Origin of the sequence: Streptomyces sp. NPDC051286, assembly GCF_044455345.1 — a bacterium.
Lineage (GTDB): Bacteria > Actinomycetota > Actinomycetes > Streptomycetales > Streptomycetaceae > Streptomyces.
Genome location: NZ_JBITER010000006.1, coordinates 212,954 through 236,111, shown reverse-complemented (window position 1 = coordinate 236,111; position 23,158 = coordinate 212,954). Strand labels below are relative to the sequence as shown.

Annotated in this window: 19 protein-coding genes and 1 pseudogene; 13 read left to right on the top strand and 7 right to left on the bottom strand. The window is 70.1% G+C overall.

The features are described 5' to 3' along the window. Nucleotides 1-20: 20 nt before the first annotated feature. The 3 genes from ACIBB8_RS09430 to ACIBB8_RS09420 form a co-directional block, all read right to left on the bottom strand. On the bottom strand, nucleotides 21-977 hold the full coding sequence (locus ACIBB8_RS09430) for a threonine/serine dehydratase (RefSeq protein ID WP_398950088.1): 957 nt from the start codon (nucleotides 975-977) through the stop codon (nucleotides 21-23). A 154-nt stretch (nucleotides 978-1,131) separates the two neighbouring features. Further along, nucleotides 1,132-3,477, bottom strand: a complete 2,346-nt coding sequence (locus ACIBB8_RS09425; protein ID WP_398950086.1) for an FtsX-like permease family protein — start codon at nucleotides 3,475-3,477, stop codon at nucleotides 1,132-1,134. After that, nucleotides 3,474-4,181 carry an ABC transporter ATP-binding protein gene (locus ACIBB8_RS09420; RefSeq protein WP_398950084.1) on the bottom strand — a complete coding sequence of 236 codons (708 nt, stop codon included), beginning with the start codon at nucleotides 4,179-4,181 and terminating at the stop codon, nucleotides 3,474-3,476. Before ACIBB8_RS09420 ends, ACIBB8_RS09425 begins: the two co-directional genes overlap by 4 nt. A gap of 183 nt (nucleotides 4,182-4,364) precedes the next feature. Between ACIBB8_RS09420 and ACIBB8_RS09415 the strand changes: the two genes are divergently transcribed. The 10 genes from ACIBB8_RS09415 to dpgD all read left to right on the top strand — a co-directional run bounded on the left by ACIBB8_RS09415 (nucleotide 4,365) and on the right by dpgD (nucleotide 14,853). Beyond that, nucleotides 4,365-4,817: a cold-shock protein gene (locus ACIBB8_RS09415; protein WP_398950082.1), complete on the top strand. Its 453-nt coding sequence runs from the start codon at nucleotides 4,365-4,367 to the stop codon at nucleotides 4,815-4,817. Between the two features lie 248 nt (nucleotides 4,818-5,065). Further along, nucleotides 5,066-6,649: an MBL fold metallo-hydrolase gene (locus ACIBB8_RS09410; RefSeq protein ID WP_398950080.1), complete on the top strand. Its 1,584-nt coding sequence runs from the start codon at nucleotides 5,066-5,068 to the stop codon at nucleotides 6,647-6,649. A gap of 38 nt (nucleotides 6,650-6,687) precedes the next feature. Continuing rightward, a complete protein-coding gene (locus ACIBB8_RS09405) occupies nucleotides 6,688-7,395 on the top strand; it encodes a hypothetical protein (RefSeq protein ID WP_398950078.1) in 708 nt (235 codons plus the stop codon). Further along, nucleotides 7,392-8,336, top strand: coding sequence for an alpha-hydroxy-acid oxidizing protein (locus ACIBB8_RS09400; RefSeq protein WP_398950076.1), 945 nt, complete (start codon nucleotides 7,392-7,394; stop codon nucleotides 8,334-8,336). Before ACIBB8_RS09405 ends, ACIBB8_RS09400 begins: the two co-directional genes overlap by 4 nt. A gap of 44 nt (nucleotides 8,337-8,380) precedes the next feature. Continuing rightward, nucleotides 8,381-8,647, top strand: a complete 267-nt coding sequence (locus ACIBB8_RS09395) for a hypothetical protein (protein ID WP_398950074.1) — start codon at nucleotides 8,381-8,383, stop codon at nucleotides 8,645-8,647. Beyond that, complete coding sequence (locus ACIBB8_RS09390) at nucleotides 8,587-10,818, top strand: aminotransferase class I/II-fold pyridoxal phosphate-dependent enzyme (protein WP_398950072.1); 2,232 nt, start codon at nucleotides 8,587-8,589, stop codon at nucleotides 10,816-10,818. The genes ACIBB8_RS09395 and ACIBB8_RS09390 overlap by 61 nt, the downstream gene beginning before the upstream one ends. Before the next feature lie 123 nt (nucleotides 10,819-10,941). Next, nucleotides 10,942-12,057: a 3,5-dihydroxyphenylacetyl-CoA synthase DpgA gene (dpgA, locus tag ACIBB8_RS09385; protein WP_398950070.1), complete on the top strand. Its 1,116-nt coding sequence runs from the start codon at nucleotides 10,942-10,944 to the stop codon at nucleotides 12,055-12,057. Between the two features lie 17 nt (nucleotides 12,058-12,074). After that, entirely contained in the window at nucleotides 12,075-12,737 is a 663-nt protein-coding gene (gene dpgB, locus ACIBB8_RS09380) for an enoyl-CoA-hydratase DpgB (RefSeq protein ID WP_398950068.1), read from the top strand. 47 nt (nucleotides 12,738-12,784) lie between these two features. After that, nucleotides 12,785-14,047: a (3,5-dihydroxyphenyl)acetyl-CoA 1,2-dioxygenase DpgC gene (gene dpgC / locus ACIBB8_RS09375; RefSeq protein ID WP_398950131.1), complete on the top strand. Its 1,263-nt coding sequence runs from the start codon at nucleotides 12,785-12,787 to the stop codon at nucleotides 14,045-14,047. Further along, nucleotides 14,044-14,853, top strand: coding sequence for an enoyl-CoA-hydratase DpgD (gene dpgD, locus ACIBB8_RS09370; RefSeq protein WP_398950066.1), 810 nt, complete (start codon nucleotides 14,044-14,046; stop codon nucleotides 14,851-14,853). Before dpgC ends, dpgD begins: the two co-directional genes overlap by 4 nt. Nucleotides 14,854-15,125: 272 nt before the next feature. Here dpgD and ACIBB8_RS09365 read toward each other — a convergent pair whose 3' ends face one another. After that, nucleotides 15,126-16,460, bottom strand: a complete 1,335-nt coding sequence (locus tag ACIBB8_RS09365; RefSeq protein ID WP_398950064.1) for an endonuclease domain-containing protein — start codon at nucleotides 16,458-16,460, stop codon at nucleotides 15,126-15,128. Nucleotides 16,461-17,615: 1,155 nt separating this feature from the next. Here ACIBB8_RS09365 and ACIBB8_RS09360 point away from each other — a divergent pair. The 3 genes and pseudogenes from ACIBB8_RS09360 (at nucleotide 17,616) to ACIBB8_RS09350 (ending at nucleotide 19,109) form a co-directional block, all read left to right on the top strand. Further along, entirely contained in the window at nucleotides 17,616-18,293 is a 678-nt protein-coding gene (locus ACIBB8_RS09360; protein WP_398950061.1) for an HdeD family acid-resistance protein, read from the top strand. A 49-nt stretch (nucleotides 18,294-18,342) separates the two neighbouring features. Next, a pseudogene (locus ACIBB8_RS09355) lies at nucleotides 18,343-18,621 on the top strand (LysE family translocator); the annotation flags it as partial. Nucleotides 18,622-18,983: 362 nt separating this feature from the next. After that, nucleotides 18,984-19,109, top strand: coding sequence for a hypothetical protein (locus tag ACIBB8_RS09350; RefSeq protein ID WP_398950059.1), 126 nt, complete (start codon nucleotides 18,984-18,986; stop codon nucleotides 19,107-19,109). Here the strand turns inward: ACIBB8_RS09350 and ACIBB8_RS09345 are convergent, their stop codons facing one another. The 3 genes from ACIBB8_RS09345 to ACIBB8_RS09335 all read right to left on the bottom strand — a co-directional run bounded on the left by ACIBB8_RS09345 (nucleotide 19,110) and on the right by ACIBB8_RS09335 (nucleotide 23,124). Then, nucleotides 19,110-20,102 (bottom strand): NAD(P)-dependent alcohol dehydrogenase, encoded by a 993-nt coding sequence (locus tag ACIBB8_RS09345; protein WP_398950057.1) that lies wholly within the window; start codon nucleotides 20,100-20,102, stop codon nucleotides 19,110-19,112. 64 nt (nucleotides 20,103-20,166) lie between these two features. Then, entirely contained in the window at nucleotides 20,167-21,915 is a 1,749-nt protein-coding gene (locus ACIBB8_RS09340; RefSeq protein WP_398950055.1) for a lipoxygenase family protein, read from the bottom strand. 78 nt (nucleotides 21,916-21,993) lie between these two features. Continuing rightward, nucleotides 21,994-23,124 carry a catalase family protein gene (locus tag ACIBB8_RS09335; protein WP_398950053.1) on the bottom strand — a complete coding sequence of 377 codons (1,131 nt, stop codon included), beginning with the start codon at nucleotides 23,122-23,124 and terminating at the stop codon, nucleotides 21,994-21,996. Nucleotides 23,125-23,158 lie beyond the last annotated feature (34 nt).

Below are 23,158 nucleotides of genomic sequence, written 5' to 3'. Positions count from 1 at the left end.
CGGGCCCGTCGGGCCCGGCCTCACCGGTCCGTCAGCAAGGACGCGATCAGGCCGGGCTCGACGTTCCCGCCGCTGAGCAGTACGCCGACGTCGGTGGCGCCGTCGGCGGCACCGACCAGGGCGGCGGCGAGCGCGGTGGCCGCCGCCGGCTCGACGAGCAGCCGGGCGTGCAGGAGCGCGGCGCGCATCGCCTCGGCGATGGCCGCCTCCGGCACCGTGACGACGCCGGTGACGGCCCGGTGGGCCAGGGAGAAGGGCAGATCGCCGATGCGGTCGGGGCGCAGCCCGTCGGCGAGCGTGTGCTGGGAGGGCACCGTCACCGGCCCGCCGGCGTGCAGCGCGGCGGTGAACGCCGGAACGTTCTCCGGCTCGGCGCCGACCACGGCCAGATCCTCTCCGGTGGCCGCCAGGCAGGCACCGGCGACGGCGCTTCCGCCGCCTATCGGCACCACCACCGCGTCCAGCCGGCCGGCTGCCGCGGTCACCTGACCGATCAGTTCGGCCACGGCCGTTCCCTGGCCGGCGACCACATGGGGGTTCTGGTAGGGGTCGACCACGTCGTAGCCGTACCGCCCGTGGAGCTCCTCGACCACGGCCACCCGCTCGGCGAGCGTCGTGCCCACGAGCACCGCTTCGGCGCCGGCCTCCCGGACGCGCCGTACCTTGGCCGCCGGCGCGTCGGACGGCAGCACGACCACCGTGGGCAGTTTGTGCTCCGCGGCGGCCAGCGCCACCGCGATGGCGTGATTGCCGGTGCTTTGCGCGATCACTCCGCGGCTGCCCGCGGCGGCCAGTTGCTCGACGGCCAGGAGAGCTCCCCGGACCTTGAACGAACCGCCGCGCTGCAGGTTCTCGGCCTTCAGCCACAGCCGCGCGCCGGCCAGCGCGTCCAGCTCCTCGCAGCGGACGACCGGCGTCCGCCACACCCGGCCGGCCAGTCGCCGCCGGGCCCGGTCCACATCGTCGCGGCTGAGCATGCCCACCGGGCTCCTCACTGTGGTGGTCCGGCGACAACGGCCGGAAAACGGCAGGGAGTTGCAAAAGCACGTCATCCTTGCACGGGGGCTTCGGTCCGGTGCAGCGTTCAACCCGGCGGCAGGCCGCCTGCCTCCAGGGCTTCACTGCTGCGGGTCACTCGTTGCGCAGGGCCTCCGAGATCGTCAGGCGTGCCGCCGACCGGGACGGGACGAATGCGCCCAGCATCGCCAGCACGGTCCCGGCGAAGGCCAGCAGGGTGATCTCCCGCGCGTGCCACACGTCCATCAGGAAGGCGGGGAGAGCGATGTTGGCCGCCTCGCCCGCCATCGGCACGATCAGCCGGTGGGCGGTGACCCCCAGGGGAATGCCGATCAGCCCGCCGACCACTCCGAGCGCCGCCATGGACGTCAGCATCATGGCGATCACCTGACGGGGCGTCATGCCGATCGACTTCAGCATGCCCAGGTCACGGCGCCGTTCCCGGGTGTTGAGCACGACGGTGTTGAAGACGCCGAGCGCCGCCACCGTCCCCAGCACCAGGGTGAGGGTCGTCGCCAGGCTGATCATGGCCAGGGCGAAGGAGTTGTCCGAACCGGTCGAGTCCTTCGGGTACAGGCCGGGGTCGGCTGACTTCACCGAGCTGAGGTAGCCGTCGACGTCCGTGCCCGGGTCCAGCTTGACCAGGTACTGGACCTGGATGGGCTTGTACGCCGGTGCGAGCGGGGTGAGCGTCTGCCATACGGAGTAGAGGTTCGAGGTCTCGCCGGACATGGTCGCGCCGACGATCGTGACGCGGGTCCGCCGCCCGTCCTTTTCCAGCATGAGGTGGTCGCCGACGCTCAGGCCGCGTTCCTTCAGGAAGCCCGACGTGACGACCACTTCACCGGGCCTGTCCAGCCAGCGCCCCTTCACGATCTCCCGCTCGAAGCCCAGCGCCGACGACTCGCCCCGGAAGAACTGTCCCTCCACGCTCTCCGTGGACCCCACGAGCGACAGCGCGAGGGTCAGCCGGGCGGTCACCTCGGCCGTGCCGGGCTGCGCGCGCAGCAGCGCCTCCGTCGCGGCGTCCCCCCGCTTCGACTCGACCCCCTTGACGGGGTTGCCCCGGTTCACCGTGACCTGGACGGCGCCCTTGTGGGCGGAGGTGTCCGCGTACTCCCCCACCGTCCTGACCAGTCCCGTCGCGAAGGTCACGGTGGTCACGCCGAGCACGATCGCCGCCATGGTCAGGCTCGTGCGGCCCGGGCGGGCGAACGGCAGGCCAAGCCCCAGGCTGACGGGGCGCGGCAGCCGGGTGCCGCCGAGCAGGCGCTGGACCCTCAGCCCGCGACCCATGCGCGGCGCGCTGCCGGCGCTGATCGCCTCGGCCGCCGACAGCCGGTGGGCCCGCAGGGCGGGGATGAGCGCGGCGAGCACGACGACGACGGGCATCCCCAGCAGCGCGACCGTGTTCACCAGAGGGCTGACGCCGACGTTCCCCAGACCCATGCCCCTGAACGCGTTGACGAGCAGGGGCCGCGCCATGAGATTGCCCAGCCCGGCGCCCAGCACACAGCCGGCGATCGCCGGGATGGACACCATCACGAGATAGATCGCCACGACTTCGTGCGGGGTGAAGCCCAGGGCCTTGAGGGTGCCGATGTGCCGGAACCCCGACACGACCGCGCCGCTGATCACGTTGGCGACGATCAGGAGCGCGGACAGGAGCCCCAGGCAGCCGAACACCATCAGGAAGGGCACGTACGCGCCCAGCCCGGACGCCACTTCACGCTTGATGGCGAGATACGAGTTGGAGCCGAGGAACGAGTCCCGTGGCAGACCCTCGACGACCGAGGCCAGGCCGGCCTTGACCGCGGAGTCGCTCCCGGCGGCGGAGAAGCGGTACAGCATCTGGGACGTGGTCGGTCCCAGGCCGGCGATCTGCTCCGGCGACACCCAGGCGTCGGCCGTCTTGCTCAGGCTGTAGGCGTACCCGACGACGGTGAGCGTCGGCATGCCGGGGATCTCGAGCTTCTCGCCGACCGGCAGCGGATCCTCCTTCGGGCCGAAGGGCAGCGCGCTCTGCGACGGCGGGAACTGGCGCAGGACGATCTCGCCCGGCGCGGTCGCCCAATGCCCCTGCCACAGGTCCAGACGGTCCACGTCTCCGCCCGGGTCCGCGCGGCCCACCACCTTCTGGGGGCCCCGCACCATGCGGGACACGCCCTCGGGGATGTTCAGCACGGCCTGCTCGAAGGGGCCCGCGACGGCCTCCACCCCGGGCCGGCGCGCCGCCCGCCTCAGTTGGTCGTCGGACACCTTGTCACGGTCGAAGGCCGCGACTGCGTGCGGGCCGCGCTGCTGGGCGAATCCACGGTCGAACGGCGCCGAGGCCGACTCCAGCAGCCCCAGTGCGACCACGATCGACATGGTGGAGAACAGGATGACGACGCCGATGACGACGGTCTGGAGCCGCCTGCGCCGCACGGCCGCACGTGCGACCCGCCATACAGCCTTCATGCGCTCCGCTCCAGAGTCCGCTCGCGGGCCACCCGGCCGTCAGCGACCTCGATCACCCGGCTGGCGCACCGCGTGGCCAGGCGTTCGTCGTGTGTCACCATGAGCAGCGTCTGCCCGAGCTGGTTCAGGTCGAGCAGCAGATCCATCACATGCTCGCCGGACCGGCTGTCCAGAGCGCCCGTCGGCTCGTCGGCGAGCAGCAGGGCCGGACGGTTCATCAGGGCACGGGCGACGGCCACGCGCTGGCGCTCGCCGCCGCTGAGCGCCGCCGGGTAGATGTCCTTGCGGTCGGCGATGTCCAGCTCCTCGAGGAGGGCCAGTGCGCGCTGGCGTGCCTGCCTGGCCGGGGTCCCGGTCAGCTGCCCTGCGAGCGCCACGTTGTCCAGCGCCGGCAGGTCGTCCAGGAGGTTGAAGAACTGGAAGACCATGCCGATGCGGTGACGCCGGAACAGCGACAGGCCCTTCTCGCCGAGCGTCCCCAGGTCCTCCCCCTGGACGACAACCCGCCCGGAGGTCGGCCGGTCCAGCCCGGCGACCATGTTGAGCAGCGTCGACTTGCCGCTGCCCGAAGGCCCCATCACCGCCACCGCTTCACCGGCACGAATCTCCAGCGACACACCGTCGAGCGCGACGGAGTCGCCGAATTCCTTGCGCACGTTGTCGAGCTGTACGACGACCTGCTCCGAGCTGCCTTCAATGGTCATGGAAAAGACGCTAGAGGCTGCAGGACGAACCGGTCATCAATCAGGGGAGGTAACCTCCCGGCCGCATCACCCCGGGGATGTAGGTCCGGCGACGGAGCATACCTCGCGGGGTGGATCCGGCGGAGCTAAGATCCGGCGAGTGTGTCCGGGCAAGGGGCCCGGTCCTGTTGGGGGTTGGTTGGCATGGTTGCCGGACGTGTTGTGCGGTTCGACGGAAACCGGGGTTACGGGTTCATCGCTCCCGAGGCGGGCGGCGAGGACGTGTTCCTGCACGTGAACGACCTGCTCATACCCGAGTCGTACCTGCGCCCCGGGCTGGAGGTCGAGTTCGAGGTGGAGGAGGGGGACCGCGGGCCGAAGGCCTCCTCCGTCCGGCTCGCGCATGGGGCCGAGGCGCCGCCCGCCGTCCCGGCGCCGATCCGGCCCGCGGCCGCTCCCGCGGCGTCGTCCGCGCCCTCGGCGAGGAACTCGGCCACGGCGGACCCGACGTGCGACGTGCTCGATGCGGAGGAGTTCTCCCGGGAAGTCACCGAGCTGCTGCTGAAGGCCGGCCCGCGCCTGACCGCGGAACAGATCCTGGAGATCCGGCACGAGTTGCTGAAGTTCGCCGAGAGCCACGGCTGGACCGAGGACTGATGGCGCGCCGCACTGCGCGGCAAGAAGTGACAACGGAATAGCCCGCGGTGCCCGACGGCGCCGTTCAACTGCGGTGGTGCGTCAGTTGAACGGCGCCGTTGCAATTCCCACGGGGTTGTTCGGGTTGTTCTGCACACCGGCCGCACGTCATAGTGCTGCGGGCAAGCACGGCCTTTACCGAGGTGCGTGATCGCGACGGTGCCCTTGTCTCCAGATTTCGCTCGGTCATCCAGGAAGGTGGGGTACATATGGCTGATCAGCCGTTGTTTCTTCGGTCGAAGGCGATAGTCGAGCCGCTAGTGGACCGCTTTTACGCGTGGTTCCACACTGTTGCTCCTGTACAGGCATCGATGAATCTGGCATTTCTGCAGGTGCCGATGCTCGAGTCCTATCTGCAGTCGCCGCAGGTGCATATCGCGGCCAGCCACAATCCGGAACTGCGCGGCGGCTTCTTCGTCAACATCGGCGAGGAGCAGAGGGACCAGGTGCGGCAGCTCCTCGACGACATCAAGCGGGACCGGGCCGACATGCTGCGGCTCGCCGACGCGATCGCCCAAGGCCAGGAGCTGCTGCGGGCGAACGCCACCGGCTTCGACCTCACCCCGCTGTACCCGAAGCTGCCCGCCGAGCTCGGCGGACTGGTCGAGCTGGCGTACGACACCGACAACCAGGCGGCGGTACGGTTCATCGAGCCGCTCGTCTACCAGAGCCCGGTGTACACCGAGGCCAGGCAGTCGGTGCAGCTGTCGCTGGAGCCGGGCGTGGAGCGGCCGTTCATCCTGAGCACCCCGCGCCTTCCCTCGCCGGACGTCCTGGAACTGCAGATCCCCTTCCGCCACCCCGGACTCGAGGCGCTGTTCAAGGCCCGGGTGAACCCGACGACCCTGAGCCGGCTGCGTGAGGAACTGGAGCTGAACGACGCTCAGGCGGCGCAGCTCACCGGCCTGCTGAGCCCGACGCCGAGCGTGTCGAAGGACCGCCACATCGACGGCGGCGGCCGCATCCGCTACTTCGGCCACGCGTGCCTCGTCCTGCAGACGGCCGAGGGTGCGGTCGTCACCGACCCGTTCATCAGCGCCGACAGCTCGGCGCAGGACCGCTACACCCTGGACGACCTGCCGGACTTCATCGACCTGGTCCTGATCACGCACGGGCACCAGGACCACATCGTCCTCGAGACCCTGCTGCAGCTGCGCGGCCGGATCGGGACGATCGTCGTGCCGCGCTCCTCCCGGGGCAACCTGGAGGACCCGTCGATCGGGCTGTACCTGAAGCAGCTGGGATTCCCGGTCGTCGAGGCCGACGACTACGACGAGTTCCCCTTCCCCGGCGGCAAGGTGGTGGCGACCCCATTCCTGGGCGAGCACTGCGACCTCGACATCCGCAGCAAGTCGACGTACTGGGTGGACCTGGCCGGCCGGTCGGCGTTCGTCGGGGCCGACTCCTCCGGGATCGCCCCGACGCTCTACCGCTACATCCGGGAGCACCTGGGCACGGCCGACATCGCCTTCCTGGGCATGGAGTGCGACGGCGCCCCGCTGACCTGGCTGTACCAGGCGCTGCTGACCAAGCCGGTCACCAAGAAGATGAGCAACTCGCGCAAGCTGTCCGGCTCGAACGCCGAGCAGGCCGCGGCCATCATGACCGAGCTGGGCGCCACCGAGGCGTATGTGTACGCCATGGGCGAGGAGCCCTGGCTGGGCCACGTCATGGCCACCACCTACAACGAGGACACGTACCAGATCAAGCAGATCGAGGAGTTCATGACCTGGTGCGCGGACCGCGGAATCAAGGCTGGCCACCTGTTCGGCCAGCAGGAATGGCGCTGGTGACCGGAGCTCAGTGACCGTCCGCCGTCGGGAGGCACGCCATGGCTGTGCGAGACATCGCGTATGTCGAGCTGTACACGAGCAAAAGGCAGTCCGTCGCCGATCACTTCGTCTCGGCGATGGGGTTCGCGCGCACCGCGGACTGGGTGGGTGTCGACAGGAGTTCCGTACTGCTGCGGCAGGGGGAGGTGAGTCTCCTCATCACCACTGGCCCGGTGACCTGGAGATTTCTGGACACCTACGGGGACGGCATCGCCGATGTCGCCCTGGTGTGCGACGACGTCGGTGAAACCCTCGAAGCGGCGCTGGCGGCGGACGCGGTGACGGCCGACTCCCTGGGGGGAAACCCCGCCCTGACGGGGGCGGGCGGTGTCGCCCACACTCTGCTCCCGCCCGGAGGAGTCACCGTGAGCGGCCTGCCCTCGGGCCGCACCTGGGTGCCGGAACCGGGCGCGCCCCTCCGGCCGGAAGGCTCGATCCGGGGACTGGACCACGTCGGTCTGCGCCCCGGAGCGGGCACGCCCGGCGCCTGTGCCGACTTCTACCGGGACGCCCTCGGTTTCTCCTGCCACCCCTCCGGTCCTGCGGCGGGCCGGTGGGAGGAGCGGACGGACACGGCCGTCGTCCGCGGTCCTTCCGGGCGGGTGACCCTGGCCGTGGCCGACGGGCACCCGTACCTGGCGTTCCGCACCGACGGCTCCGTCCCTGCCGTCTGTACGTTTCCCGGCGGGGGAGTGGCGTACCGATGACGTACCGCGGCTCCGCCACCGGCCCGGCCGCCCGGCCCGCCCTGGACGACGCCCTTCAGGGCGCGGCACCGGCCAAGGAGTGGGTCCCACGGGCGGACCGGGAGGCGTTCGCGCGCCTGCGACTGCGGCCCCGGCCCGTCACGGGCTTCGACCGCTACCTGTTCGCCGAGACCGAGACCCGGATCCTCGGCCGCACCTGGGCGGCCCCGGTCGTCGTGGTGTCCCCGGACGACCAGGACCGGGCCCGGCTTGACGGCGAGGTCGCCATGGTCGATGGCGAGGTCGTCATGGCCTCGGTCGCCGGGTCGGCCGGCCTGCCGCTCGTGGTGAGTGACGTCGCCGGGCGGAGCCTGCGGGACATCGTCGCGGCCGCCTCCGGGCCGCTCTGGCTACGGATCTCCCATGACCGCGGGCATGCCCCGAATCGCGAACTGATCCGTGACGCGCAACGGGCCGGCGTCCAGGCGCTGGTCCTCGGAGCGGACGCCCCCGGCCGTACCGGGTCCCTCGTCGAACGGGCGCGTGCCGTAAGCCCGTTGCCGCTCCTTCTGGAAGGCGTACTCACCGCCTCCGACGCCCGAAAGGCCGTCGAAGCAGGTGTGGACGGCATTGTCGTCTCCCACCGCGGGGACCGGCGGCCGGGTCCGGCCCCGGCCACCGTCGACGCACTTCCCCCGGTCGCGTCGGCGGTGGGCGGAGCCTGTCCCGTCCTCCTCGACGGGGGCGTCCGCGGCGGAGGCGACGTGCTGGCCGCCCTCGCGCTGGGCGCCGACGCCGTACTGCTCGGACCTCCGGTGCTGCACGGCCTGGCCGTGGCGGGGCGGGACGGCGCGGCACAGGTGCTGGACCTCGTCATCAACGAACTGGCCGACATGATGACCCTCACCGGAACCACATCGGTCGCGGACGCCGGCCCCGAACTCGTCCGGCGCATCACCTGACGAATTCCCGTTCACCCCGAACACCCTGGACATACAGAAGGCGAATGGAGGAGCCTGTCGTCGAAAGTGAGCCGGGCAGGCTTCCGACGAAGGTGAGTATCGCCGAAAAAGGCAACGCACCGGGACGAGCGAACGCGCCGTTCTTCACCACCGTTTTCCGCATGGCTGCCCTCGTGCGCCGTCCGGTGAAATTCGAGCCTCGAAAAGAAACCACCTATTTTCACCAGTCGACACCGCAAAGGGGAAAACGATGGCCGGACGCGATGGCGACCACGGTGCGCGGCCGGACCCGGAACTCCTCTCCGCCTTGAATCGTGAGGCGTTCGACCGTGTCGGACTGAGGCCGGGCGGCACCAGGCAGCCCGGACCGCCCGATCCGGCGAGCAAGTTCTTCGGCCGGACCTGGCAGGCACCGCTCGTGCTCGGCCCGCCCGCCGGGCCGGCCCGCCCCGACGACCAGGCCGCCCTGGTCCGGGCGGCAGCCGCCGCCGGCCTCCCGGCGGTGGTGGACGCGACTGGCCTGCAGGCAGTGGTGAACTCGACCTTCCTTCCGGCGGAGTCGGACACGGCCGACGGGCAGGCGTCCACTCGCCCCTCCACCGGCTCCGGCGGGCCGCTGTGGCTCCGGTCCCTCCCTCTCCGGGACCGGGAGACCGCACGGCGGCTCGTCGGACGGGCGGCCGAGGCCGGGGTCGAGGCGCTGCTCACCCCCGTTCCCGCCGGCCCCGCCGGCTGGGCCGACCTCGAGTGGCTGCGCTCGGCCACGGGCCTCCTCCTGCTCGTCGACGGAATCGGCGGAACGGCCGAGGACGCTGAGGACGCCGAGCACGCGGTGGCGGCCGGCGCGGACGGAATCGTCTTCGACTCCCTACCGGCGCTTCCGGCGATCGCGGCGGCCGTGGCGGGGCGCTGCCCTGTCCTGCTCCGTGGCGGCGTCCGCAGGGGAGCCGACATCCTCGTCGCGCTGGCCCTGGGCGCCGACGCCGTGGTGACCGACCACGCCGGCACGCGGGAGGAGACCGCCGAGCTGGTCCGCGAACTGACGGAGGCGATGGCGTTCACCGGAGCCGGTTCGACCGCTGACATCGGACCCGAGTCGATCCGCACCGCGCCCGCGCCGCCGGCGGCTCCCCGCCGGGCGGCGGGCCGGTCCGCACGGACGACGGCGGACCTGCGGACGGCGGACGTACGCCAGAGCGACCTGCACGCCAGTGTGTCCGACCCGGTGCTGGACACCATGAACTTCCTCAACGAGATCACGTTCCGCCATCCCGACGCCATCTCCTTCGCGCCCGGCCGTCCGTATGACGGCTTCTTCGAGACCGAGCAGATCTTCACCCACATGCGCCGCTACCTGGATCACCTAGCGGCGCAGGGCAGTTCGTCCCAGGACATCCGCACGGCCATGTACCAGTACGGTCCGACCGCCGGCCGGATCCGGGAGATCATCGCCGACTCGCTGCGCGCCGACGAGAACATCGACGTGCCCCCTGAGTCGGTCGTCGTGACCGTCGGGGCACAGGAGGCCATGCTGCTGGTCCTCCGCGCGCTGATGACCGGCCCCGAGGACGTACTCCTGGCCGCCAGCCCGTGCTACGTCGGCATCACCGGCGCGGCCCGGCTGCTCGACGTCCCCGTCACGGCGGTCGACGAGCGGGAGGACGGTCTGCACGTCGAGGACGTCGAGGCCGCCGTCCTGGCGGAACTGGCGCGCGGACGCCGCCCCCGCGCCTTCTACGTGGTCCCCGACCACTCCAACCCGTCCGGGACGTCGCTGGGCGCACAGGCCCGCACCGCACTGCTGGAACTCGCCGCGCGCCACGGCTTCCTCGTCCTCGAGGACAGCCCCTACCGCAGGGTGAGCCCGGGTTCGCCGCTGCCGACCCTGAAGTCGCTGGACCGCGCGCGCACCGTCGTCCACCTCGGCTCGTTCTCCAAGACCGTCTTCCCCGGGGCCCGCGTCGGCTTCGCCGTGGCCGACCAGCGTGTGCTGCACGACTCCGGCCACGAGGGCCTGCTCGCCGACGAACTCGTCAAGATCAAGAGCATGGTGACGGTGAACACGTCCTCGCTCAGCCAGGCCGTCGTCGCCGGCACACTCCTGGCCGCCGAGGGGCGGATCTCGGAACTGAACTCCGAGCCCGCCGCGTACTACGGCGACGCGATGCGGACCACGCTCAAGTATCTGGACGCGTGCCTGCCCGCCGACCGCAGGGCGGCCCTCGGCGTGCGCTGGAACGAGCCCACCGGCGGCTTCTTCCTCAAGCTCCAGGTCCCCTTCCGCGCGGACAACACGGCCCTGACCCGGTCCGCCCAGGACTTCGGCGTCATCTGGACGCCGATGGCGTACTTCCATCCGTCGGGCGGTGGCCACCATGCCATCCGGCTGTCCACCAGCTATCTGACCCTGGCGGAGATTCAGGACGGCACCGCGCGGCTCGCGCGCTTCATCGAGGCGCAGAGCGCGAGCGCGGCGTCATGACAGAAACACCCGTCGCACAGCACCCGTTCAGCACCGTTTTGACGGAAAGGCGAGGCACGTGACCAGTGGCACGTCCGCGAACAAGCCGCGCAGCAAGCCGCGCATGTGGGGGTGGACCTTCCGATGAGCCCGAGTACCACGACCGAACCGCCCAGGACCGGCGTCCTGCCGCCGCTCGCCCGGATCATCGGGGTCGGCACCGCCACCACCGACGACTCCTACTCCCAGCAGGAAGTGCTCGACGCCTTCCGGATCACCGATCCGCGGATCCGCTCCGTCTTCCTCAACAGCGCGATCGACAGGCGGTTCCTCGCGCTGCCTCCTCAGGACGGCGAAGGCAAGCGCGTCTCCGAGCCGCAGGGAGACCTCCTCGACAAGCACAAGGCGACGGCCGTCCGGATGGGGGCCGAGGCGCTGGAGGCCTGCCTGAAGCGGGCCGGTGCCGAACTCTCCGACCTGCGTCACCTGTGCTGCGTGACGTCCACCGGCTTCCTCACCCCCGGACTCAGCGCCCAGCTCATCCGGGAACTGGGCATCGACCGTCACTGCAGCCGCTCGGACATCGTCGGCATGGGCTGCAACGCCGGGCTCAACGCCCTCAACGTGGTGACCGGCTGGGCCGCCGCACACCCCGGCGAACTCGCCGTCGTGCTCTGCTCCGAGGCGTGTTCCGCGGCCTACGCCATGGATGACACGATGCGCACCGCCGTTGTCAACAGCCTCTTCGGCGACGGTTCTGGAGCCGTCGCGCTCATGGCGGACACCGGCCCCGCCGACGAGGCGGCGATCGCCCCCGAGGGGCCCCGCATCCTCAAGTTCGCGAGCTGCCTCATCCCCGACGCCATCGACGCCATGCGCTACGACTGGGACCGGGCGCAGGACAGGTTCAGCTTCTTCCTCGACCCGCAGATCCCGTACGTGGTGGGCGCGCACGCCGAACTCGTCGTCGACCGGCTGCTGTCCGGGACCGGTCTGCGCAGGAGCGACATCGAGCACTGGCTGGTGCACTCCGGAGGCAAGAAGGTGATCGACGCCGTCACCGTCAACCTCGGCCTGACCCGGCATGACCTGCGGCACACGGTCGGCGTCCTGCGCGACTACGGCAACGTGTCGAGCGGATCGTTCCTCTTCTCCTACGAACGGCTCCTCGACGAAGCAGTCACCCGGCCCGGTGAGTACGGCGTACTCATGACCATGGGGCCCGGGTCCACCATCGAAACCGCGCTGATCCAGTGGTGACGGGAACGGAGAGCAAGGTGCTCACCCTGACAATCGACGGAACCGAGCCCGTGTCGGCCACAGCGGTCAAGGCCGTGACGGCCGTCTGCGACGAGGCCGAGAACCGGCCCGGACCGGGCATCGTGACCGTGGAGGTCTCCGGCGCCCCCGCGGCGGGCTGGACCGGCGGCCTCGGCATCTCCCTGGTCACCAAGTGGGAGCGCGCGCTGCGCCGGCTGGAGCGCCTCCCGGTGGCCACCGCCGCGGTGGCCACCGGCGACCTCGGAGGCACGGCCCTGGAGGCGTTCCTGGCCACCGACGTCCGCGTCGCCACCCCCGGCACCCGGCTGCTCGTCCCGGTCGACGGCGAGGCCACCTGGCCCGGGATGGCCCTGTACCGGCTGGTCCAGCAGGCCGGAGCCGCACGCGTGCGGAGGGCGGTGCTGTTCGGTGCCCCGATCGACACTGCCGAAGCGCTGGCGCTCGGCCTCGTCGACGAACTGGCCGACGACCACGCCGCCGCGCACGCCGCCGCGGCACGGCTCACGTCCAGCACGTCGGCACCGGCCGGCAAGGAGCTCGCCATCCGGCGTCAACTGCTGTTCGACGCGACGACGACGAGCTTCGAGCAGGCCCTCGGCGCCCATCTGGCCGCGGCCGACCGCGCTCTGCGCGGGGCAGCAGTGAAGGAGGCCTCGTGACCGCGACCGTCTCTGGCCGGCAGGAGACCCTCGACGTCTGGGCGGGCCTGGCCGACACCACCCGGCAGGTCGAGAAGGTGCTCCTGTCCCTGCCGTCGCCCGGTGCGCGGTCACCCGAGCAGCGCGCCGAGGCGGCGGCCGCCAAGGACACCGCCCGCGCGCTGCGCACCCGGTTCCTGGACGCGCACGCGGACGCCGTGTACGACGGGCTCACCGACGGCCGCACCCGCAGCCTGAAGATCGCCGAACTCGTCGAGGCCGCCGCGGCCGCCTTCCCGGGTCTGGTACCGACGGCCGCACAGCTCGCCTCGGAGCGCAGCCGGCCGCAGGCCGACAAGGAAGGCTACGAGATCGACCAGGGCATCTTCCTCAGGGCGGTCCTCGGATCGCCCTCGGCCGGCCCGCATCTGATGGACGCCATGCTCAAGCCCACGCCCAGGGCGCTGCGGCTGCTCCCGGAGTTCACCCGGACCGGCGTCGTGGACACCGGCTCGGTCCGGCTGGAGCGGCGCGACGGCGCTGCGCACCTGACGATGTGCCGCGACGACTGCCTCAATGCCGAGGACGACCGCCAGGTCGACGACATGGAGACGGCCGTCGACCTCGCCCTGCTCGACCCTCAGGTCCGGGTGGGGGTGCTGCGCGGCGGGGAGATGACCCACCCCCGCTACCGCGGGAAGCGCGTCTTCAGCGCCGGCATCAACCTCAAGAGCCTGCATGCCGGAGGCATCTCCCTGGTCGGCTTCCTGCTCCGCCGTGAACTCGGCTACATCCACAAACTCGTCAGGGGAGTGCTGAGCGAGGACGACGGCACCGGCACCTGGCATACCCGCGGGTCCGAGAAACCGTGGGTCGCCGCGGTCGACACGTTCGCCATCGGCGGCGGCATGCAGCTGCTGCTGGTCTTCGACCACGTACTGGCCGCGTCCGACGCGTACTTCAGCCTTCCCGCCGCCCGCGAGGGTATCGTGCCGGGAGCCGGGAACTTCCGGCTCGGGCGGCACACCGGGCCCCGGATCTCCCGCCAGGTGATCCTCCAGGGACGCCGGATCTGGGCGACGGAACCCGACGCGCGTCTCCTCGTCGACGAGGTCGTGGAACCCGGGGACATGGACAGCGCCGTCGAAAGGGCGGTCGAGCGGCTCTCCGCGCCCGCGGTGCCCGCCAACCGCACCATGCTCAACCTGGCCGAGGAGCCGCCGGAGGAATTCCGGTGCTACATGGCCGAGTTCGCGCTGCAGCAGGCCCTGCGCCTGTACGGCGAGGACGTCATACAGAAGGTGGGCCGCTTCGGCGGTGGTGCCTCGTGACGGAGACTCCCTGCGGTCCCCGCGTCCGCTACGAGAAGCAGGGGCACGTCGCCCACGTCACCCTCGACCGTCCCCACGTCCTGAACGCCATGGACACCCGGATGCACGAGGAACTCGCGGTGATCTGGGACGACGTCGAGGCCGACGACGACATCCGGGTCGCGGTGCTCACCGGGGCCGGCGACCGCTCCTTCTCCGTCGGACAGGACCTCAAGGAACGCGCCCGGCTCAATGCGGAGGGGGCTCCACCGACGACTTTCGGCAGCCGGGGCCGGCCCGGCTGGCCCCGGCTGACCGAAAGGTTCACCCTCTCCAAACCCGTGGTGGCCCGGGTCAACGGATATGCCCTCGGGGGCGGCTTCGAACTCGTCCTGGCCTGCGACATCGTCATCGCGGCGGCCCACGCCGTGTTCGCGCTGCCCGAAGCGCAGCTCGGACTGGTTCCGGGCGCCGGCGGTGCGTTCCGGCTGGCGCGCCAACTGCCGCTCAAGGCCGCGATGGGGTACCTGCTCACCGGGCGCCGGATGATCGCGGCGATGGCCCAGCACTTCGGGCTGGTCAACGAGGTCGTGATGGCCGACCAGCTCGACCGCTGTGTCGAGGAGTGGACGAACGACCTGGTCCGCAGCGCCCCGCTCGCGGTACGCGCCATCAAGGAAGCCACCCTCGCCTCCCTCGACATGCCGCTCGAGGAGGCGTTCACCGCCCGGTACACCTGGGAGGAGAAGCGCAGGGACAGCGACGACGCGCTCGAGGGCCCACGCGCCTTCGCGGAGAAACGCGACCCGGTCTGGTCCGGCCGCTGATCGCACCACCAGCCGCCGCCGAGGCCCTCGCAGGACCCCCGAAGGCTCCGGCGGCGCAGCGTCCCCGACAGCCAAGGCTGATCGGACGGAACGCGACGGTCCGTTGCAGTGACCCGTTCCCGGCCCCCTCGGTGACAAGCAGCACGCCGATCTTGTGACGCGCACTGCGCCGCGGGACTCTGCTGCGCATTTCGCTGGGGCGTGCGGGGTGACCGTGTCGGGGGCCGGCAGCTGCGAGGCGACGGTGGGGTGTCAGGTCTCCCGGTGCCCGCTCAAAACAGTGCTAGGTCCTCGCCGCTGGTGTCCGCGATGACTGGCCGGAACTGGGCAGGGAGGCCGTCCAGGCGGTCAGGACCGGCCGCGGCGGCCACGGCAGGGGCCGTCTCGGCCAACCAGGCACGAAACCGCTCGGCGGCTTCGCGGTAGGGGACTCGCGCCAGGACACGGTGCTCGCCGGATGGGCAGAAGTCGACGGCGACAGTGAGCAGGCAGGAACGGGGCGCGTTCTGACTGCCCGTCCAGGAGACGCGCAGGACACCGCAGGGCTTGCGCCCGCGGGGGGCGCGGTGGGTCGGGCGCAGCGATCGGCAGGCTGTGTGGGCGGTCCATGCGGCGAGGTGCGGCAGGGGCAGGGTGGTGCGTGCGCGGCAGCCGGGGCAGCGGTGCCAGTGGCGGAGCCAGTCGTCGGTGTCGGTGTGGAAGAGGCGTGTGTAGCGGTTCGCCACGCGGATGTCGTTGCTGTACAGGTGGTCGGGGCGTTCCTGTGTGTTGCAGGACTGGCAGACGGGGGCGCGGACGTAGCCGTGTTCGTGGCAGTGATCGAGCACGGTGGCGGGCGCAGCGCGGCAGACGGCGCACGCCCACCCAGCCACCCTGCGGGAGGTACCGGCCTTCCTGCTGAGCACCGAATACAGCTGGCCTTCCAGCTCTTTGTTGTACGGACGCAGAGAGGCGGTGGGGCCCTCGGGGCTCGTCTTCTGCCGACCGCCGGCGTCTCGGGCCTGCCGGGGGTGGGAGGGCGCCTCGGTGACGGCTGCGCTTGCCTGGCGGGTCCGCGCAGCTTGCACCCACTGCGTTTCGGCGTGCTCGGCCGCGTCCAGCAGCCTGACCACAGCGCGCGGCAGCCACCACGTGCGCTGCGTCCCGTCGCGGGTCTGCTCCACGAGTATCTGTCGCCAGTCGATCCCCGCCAGATGGTACGGCCGGCCGACTGCCCGCTCAGGGTCGCCGCCCAGCTCCTGCAGTTCCCCCGTGATGCGCCGGCGCCAACGCAGCGGCGTTTGCTCGTTGCACTCCTGCCTCGGCGCCCCACGAAACGGACCGATGCGGACCAGGTCCTGCCGATCCATCCCAACCGCGTTCAGTTCCGCGGCCGCCCGGCGCACCTCGACCTCCGGAACACTCCACCGACCGTTGCTCACCCTCACCGTCGCCACCACATGGCCGCCGAGCAGGACGTACCTCACCTGGGCACGGGCAGGAGAGCAGGTGAATGCCCCGGAAGCCGTCGGCACAGCACTGTCGGCCGTCAAATCGACCCACAGAGCGTCCGCGGCAACCAGGGTGATCAGGCCGTCCGTGCGACCCGGCATGACACGCTCTGACATACCGACAGGCTAACGGCCTGCAACGCGGCATTCGAAGGGCCAGCGAACGGGAGACAGCGGGGGCCACGATCGAGCTCACCATGGATGCCACCGGGCAGGCCTGCTACCGCTTCGCGATCTCGCCGTTGCACGAGGTCGCGGCGACGCTGCTCATGTGGGGCCTGCGCGCGGCCCTGCACCCGGGTTCGAACACCGATCCGCGGGTCGCGCGTGCCCGGCGCGTGCTTCGCCGGGCACGGCTGCCGCCGCTGTCGGAGCTGGCCCCGGACGGCGGCGGCCATGTGCCGGATTTCCTCAGTTCGCACCCGTCCGGGCCCGTTCCTACCCTCGAGGAGGAACCGGAACCGGTCCGTTCCACCCCGCCCGAAAGTGTCCTGAGCGAGCTGAAGGCCTTGCGCGACGGCCGCTCGTGCAACGTCCTGGCCGGACCGGAGCTGCTCCCGGAGGTACAGGGGGGCGATGGCCTGGGGCGGCGGGCATGTCGGCCAGTAGCGCCGCAGAGGAACTGCGGCGCTACTGGGACCTGGCCTTTACCCTGCACTGAGAGGCCGCGAGGAGCGCCCCCGAATCGGAGGTCGAACGGTGCGCCGGCGTTCTGGCGTGGTGCGGCCCAACTCTTCGACTCGCTGCACCCCGGCATCCGGTGGGCCGACGCACGCTGCGAGTGGAGAGCGGGTTCACGGTGGCGCTGGCCGTGCCCCTGGTGGTCGCGGTGCCGTCGCTGGTGGTGCCGTGGCAGCGGACCGGTGCGGGGCGGGCGTAGGCCGCCCTTGCCGAACTACCCCGCGCGTGACAGGACCGCGGCGCCGACCGCTCCCTCCGCCGAGCCGGCCAGTCTGCTCGGCCCCACCCGCGCCGGGCTGCTCGCGGCGCCGGCGCGACCGGCTTCCACCGCACGGCCCGCGGCAGGTCACTTCCTCAGTCCCGCCACGGTGTCGTACCACCTGGGCCTGCTGGACCAAGCGGGTCCCGTCGCCCGCGCCCGGTCCAGATGGGCGATGCTCTGTCGCCGCATGCCCGTGGGTTCCCGGCTGACAGGAACCGGTTGGATACGGCCCGCTCACCGGCCCCGTTCACCGGGCCCCGTGCCTCCGCCGTCAGCCGAGTGGACCGGCGAAGGTGGCGGGGCGCCCATGCCCGGTACAAGCATGGATCATGACTGACGCACAGAGCGGCTCCCCCCGGGGACCGGAATACAACGACGGCCATGCCCAGGCCGCGGGTGACGTGCATGCGCCGAAACCGCCCTTGGGCTACATGGAGCCACCCTTCGAGGGGTTCCTGCACCACCTCTCCCGCACCGCCTGGCAGGTCGTCCTGATCACCGGCATCACCTCCCTGATCCTTGGGATCGTGATCCTGGCCTGGCCGGGCCCGTCCCTGCTGGTCGCGGGGATCCTCTTCGGCATCTACCTCATTCTCAGCGGCGCGCTCCAACTGGCGGCCGCCTTCGGCACGCACAAGGCGACTTCGCTGCGTGTCCTGGCCTTCATCAGCGGCGCCCTGTCGATCCTGCTGGGCCTGTTCTGCTTCCGGGGTCGCTTGGAGTCGATCCTGCTGCTCGCGTTGTGGATCGGCATCTGCTGGCTGATCCGCGGAATCACCCATACTCTGGCCGCCGTTCACGACCCCACCATGCCCGCGCGCGGCTGGCAGGCCTTCCTCGGCGTCGTCACCTTCATCGCGGGGATCGTGCTGATCATCTCGCCGTTCAACTCGATCGCCGTGCTCACCCTGGTCGCCGGCTGGTGGCTGGTCGCGGTCGGCATCGTCGAGATCGTAACGGCGCTCCGGCTCCACGGCCGTGCGCAGCGGATCCCGCGTACGGCATGAACCCTGTGCAGTGCATCAACTTCGTGCCGTAAAGCCGGTCACGACGGGCACCGGCTGGTCCTCCCACCGTGCGGGACTTCTGGTGAACCTCGCCAACCCCAAGGCCGCGGTCTTCGCGATGTCCTTCCTCCCGCAGTTTGTCCCCACGGGCGCCCCTCACCTACCCGCCATGATCGCTCTCGCGGCCGTCTGGGGCACCTTCGAGGTCGGCTACTACACCACGTACGTGTGGTTCGTCGGCCGGATGAAGACCGTCGTCACGCGAGCTCAGGTGCGCAAGCGCCTGGAACAGATCTCCGGCGGCGTCCTCCTGATCCTCGGCCTTCGGCATGACCGAGCGGCCCTGCTGGAGCCCCCAGCGCAGCAGCACCTGGGCGGGGCTCTTGCCGTGCACCTTGGAGATGCGGGTGACGGCCGGGTCCACAAGGACGCTCTTGCGGTCCTCGCCGTAGCCCGGGTAGAAGGTGATCCCGCCGATCGGGGACCACGCCTGGTTGAGGATGTGGTGCTGGTCGTCGAAGTCGAGCACGGCACGCTGCTGGAGCCGTCGAAGACTCCGCCGAGGAGGAGCCGGAGCCCAAGCCCTCACCCAAGCCTCGACGGACCGGCGACGGTGACGACGACGATTCCAGCTGCGGATGGGTCCAGCACGGGGCCCAGGACGCGGCCAACGGCAACCGTGCCACGAGTGTGAGTGCCTGCCTCGACAAGGACTACCTGGCCACGCACAAGGGCTCGTCGACGGACATCAAAACGGTGGCCCCTCCGGGCTACAAGTGGGCCCAGCGCGTGGCGGGGCAGCGGCGTCGCACCTGATCAGTCCTGTCCGGGCATGAGCACCGCGCGACCGACCAGCCGTCCGTGCTCGAAGTCCTCGTACGCCTGCTGTGCCGCGCTGAGCGGATAGCGATCCACGAGGATCTTGAGCTGGCCCAGCGCCGCCAGGCCGATGACCTCTTGCAGGGCTATGTTGCCGCCGTTCAGGCTGGTCGTCAGCTCGGCGCCCGGCGGCATCTGGAAGAAGTCGAAGGGAGCCGAACCGCCGCCGGCACCGACCATCGTGAGTCTGCCCCCCCAGGAGAGGGCGGTAACTCCGGTGGCGAGCGTCGCGTCCACCCCCACGCAGTCCAGCACGAAGGCCGCGCCGATCCCGCCGGTGAGCTCGCGTATCTGCTTCGCGGCATCGGGACCGCCGGCGAAGACGTCGTCGGCTCCCAGTTCGCGTGCGAGCTTCAGCCGGGCATCGCTGGAGTCGACCGCGACGATGCGGGCGCCGGTCAGCAGGCGAAGGAACTGGATTGCGTAGAGCCCCAACCCGCCGGCACCGATGACGACCGCGGTGCTGCCGGGCCAGATCCGCGGCAGCGCGGACTTGATCGCGGTGTACGTCGTGATGCCCGCGTCGGTGAGCGGCGCTGCCTGGACCGGGTCCAGGTCGCCGATGGGAACCAGGAACCGAGCGTCGGGGACGAGGATGTACGGCGCGTGTCCGCCGTCGAATCCGACACCGGCAGCGCGGATGCCCTTCTGGTAGAGGCAGTGGTTCTCGTCGCCCGAGCGGCACATGTGACAGCGTCCGCAGCTTGCCCAGGACGGGGCGATCGCGACAGCGTCGCCGATGCGGAAGTTCGTCACACCGCTGCCCACCTCCTCCACCCACCCGGCGACCTCGTGGCCGAGGGTGAAGGGCGGCGGATTGCTCTTCCAGTAGGCCAGGTCGCGGCCGATGACGGTGAAGTCGGTGTGGCAGAGACCGGAACCGGCGACCTTGACGACCACCTGGCCCGGTCCCGCGTGCGGCTCGGTCACCTCCTGGAACTCCGGTCGGTTCTGAGCTTGCAAAAGCCGGTAGGCGAGCACTTTTCTCTCCTCCTCAGATGTTCGTGCTGTTCGGGATCAGGGACGGCCGCAGGTAGTCGTAGTCGTGGGGGCGGCGTCGGTTGCGCAAGACGATCTCGTCCTCGGCGGCTGAGAGGCTCCGCTGGAATGCGCGCACACGATCGGCGACCGGAGTGCGCTTGAAGTCGTCTCCGTAGTGGCCCAGCTTCGTCTCGTGAATGACACCGAGAAAGTGCATGGTGCAGAGCTGTTGGACGGCTACGTCGAGCGGCGGCAGATTGGCGAGCCAGTCCTGCATGGTGTGGTCGCGGCCGCGCGGCTCCTCGGTGAAGCCCGCGATCGGGTTGGCCGGCAGGTAGCCCAGGTGCTCCTCCTGCGTGAAGTTGACCGCGGCGTGCTGCGGGCCGGCCGTCCAGATCACCATGGTGAGGATTTCGGCGAGGTCGGTGCGGTCGGCGATCGTCCCCGCACCGGCACCGAAGTCACGGATGGCGCCGTACTCGGGCGAAGCCACCTCGGCCGCCCACGCCTGCAGTTCGTGATCCGCGCGGATCTCGGCGTCGGACCGGTAGTACGCGTTGACGAACTCGTCGGCCCACTGCCGGATTGCCGTCCACACGAGCAGGCCGTCGTCACGGTACGGGTAATGGGGCAGGCCGGACAGGCCGTCGGTGCCCGAACGGGCGAGCTTCCTCGGGAGGTAGTTGCCGGTGAACGAGAAGTTCTTCCGGTGCTCGGCGATGAACGGGTAGGTGCTCTTGAGATCCGAGCCGATCACGTACTCGACTGCACGGCCCGGCTGGATCAGTACCTCGATCGCGAGCCTGTTGATCGACATGGTGCCCTCGAAGTGACGTCGCAGCAGCACTGCGACCGGGTGCACCGCCGCGAGATTGCGAACCGCGGCCAGCATCACGGCCTCGCTGATCAGATGCGTGAACGCGAGATGGGTCAACACCCCGTGGTAGGTGTTGTGCGCGGCCAGCACGCAGTTCTTGGCCAGCTTCCAGGAGTAGCCGTCGGCGGGCGTGTAGATCTCGCGTCCGGCCGGGTCCTGTCCGCACTGGATGGCGAAGGGGCGCATGGCCCCGCCCGTACGCGGAACCGCGAAGGCCACCATCGGGCTGTATATGTACTTGGGGTCCTGGTAGTGATGTCCGTTGTTCAGAACGGACATCGGCTCGTGGTCAACCCAGTAGACCCGGCCGGCGGCCAGGGCGGACTCCAGCGTGTCGTGTGCCAACTCGGGCACGCTGTGCAGGTGCTCGCCGGTGATCGGGAACTTGCCGGGCACCGTGTCCAGCCGGCTCAGCCGTGTCGGGTCCGGTCCGGCGACCATTATCTCGGCGAAGTATTCGTCGGTTTCGCACCAGTCCACGACGCTCGGCGGCTTGATGACCGTGAAAATCTCCTGAAACTGTTTCAGCGTATTGACCGCGTCGGCGTCCCTGCGGGGGCCGGGCGTGGGCATGAAGTAGTCCAGGAGCCCGCCCACGTCGTAGTCATGCACCATTGCGGCAAGCTTGCGAGGTGCCAGGGGCTGCAGCTCGTTGACGAAGTCCCACTTACCCCGGCGCCGGAGCTTCAGCAGGTTGAGCCGGATCCGCTCCTGCTCCTCGATGGCCTTGAGTTGCCAGGCCGCGCTCGGACCGTTGCCGTCGTCGGCCCCCGCGGACACCGGGAATCCGTACATCATGTCGTAGGTGTGCGCCGCCTTGGCCGCGGCCATCTGCTCGACACGCTCACCGCGAGGGTCATTCTGGGAGATGAGGTATTCCGGCATTACTCTTCCTTTCGATCCTTTTCTCGCTCCCCGCGCTGCACCCCGCATCGATGACGGAAGGCGGTCAGAGCGTTATTCTCAGCCCTGTGGCAGCGGTATCACTTCGTCTGCGCTGACCGGCTCGCGCTGCGGTTGGTTGTTGATCTCCCGGCGAATCCTGGCCGACTCCGAATAGACGCGTCGCACGTCCATGATTTCGCCCATCGGTCGATGGGCGGACGTGACGCGCCATTGGTTGAACGCCAGAGCGTCGCTCTTCTCGGGATCCGCCGTGGAGATGTCCTGGCGGGGGATGTGCACCCGTCCGACGGTGACGAACGGCGAAAGTTTCTCCGGCCATTCCACCGTCGCGTCGTTGACCGGCATCGCCGTGAGATCCGTGCACAGCTGCACCTGGAGGTCGAAATCGAAGGCGCGTGCGCGCAGTTCGTCCACCAGCGCCGGACCGAACACGTCCGGCCCTTTGCTGAGGTCCATTTTCTGATGGATCACGTTCTCGGCGTTCTCGGCCACCGCAGCGACCCGGACCTTGGCGACATAGTCCCCGTGGCGTACCGACGCCATCGTCCAGTACGTGCCCTGCAGCGGATTGCGCACCTGCGTCTGGGCCGCCGTCTTCACGAAAGCGAACATCTCCTCCCACGCCCAGTCCGACTGCTCCAGCGTGCCTTTGCCCGTGAGGTAGTCCGCCAAGAACTGATGGAACCCGGCCCGCCCCTGCGCCAGGTATTCACCGACCCGATCACCGAGATCCTCGATGAACAGATAGTGCTTCGCCGTGTTCGCGATGAAGGTCGGACTGTTCTTGAGTACGAGGTCGAACGTGGTCGAGTTCGGCTCGTCCCCCAACAACTTGGTTCCGGCGACATCGAACATCTTCATCGCGAAGCCCACGACTGGCCCGAGCTGGGCATCCGGACCCAAATGGTTCGAGGCGCTGGAGAAGCGGATCAACGCGTCGTGGCGACCGGGTTTCGCATAGATGCCCTGCGCGTAGGCCGGGGGCACGTCGCCCAGCATCTCCACCTCGGCCCGGACGACTCCGAATGACTTCGCATGGGCACCGCGCACGGCCCGTCCGCTGCCCTCCTTGTCCGGCGACTCACCGACCTTCTTCCTCCAGTAGTCGAGAATTTTGGTCATGTTCTCGCTGTACGTCGGATCGAAGGTCTCGATCTCCGGCGAATAGCGGACGAAATCCGATGACATGGTCAGCTCCCCTTTCTGATTCGGATGACAGCGA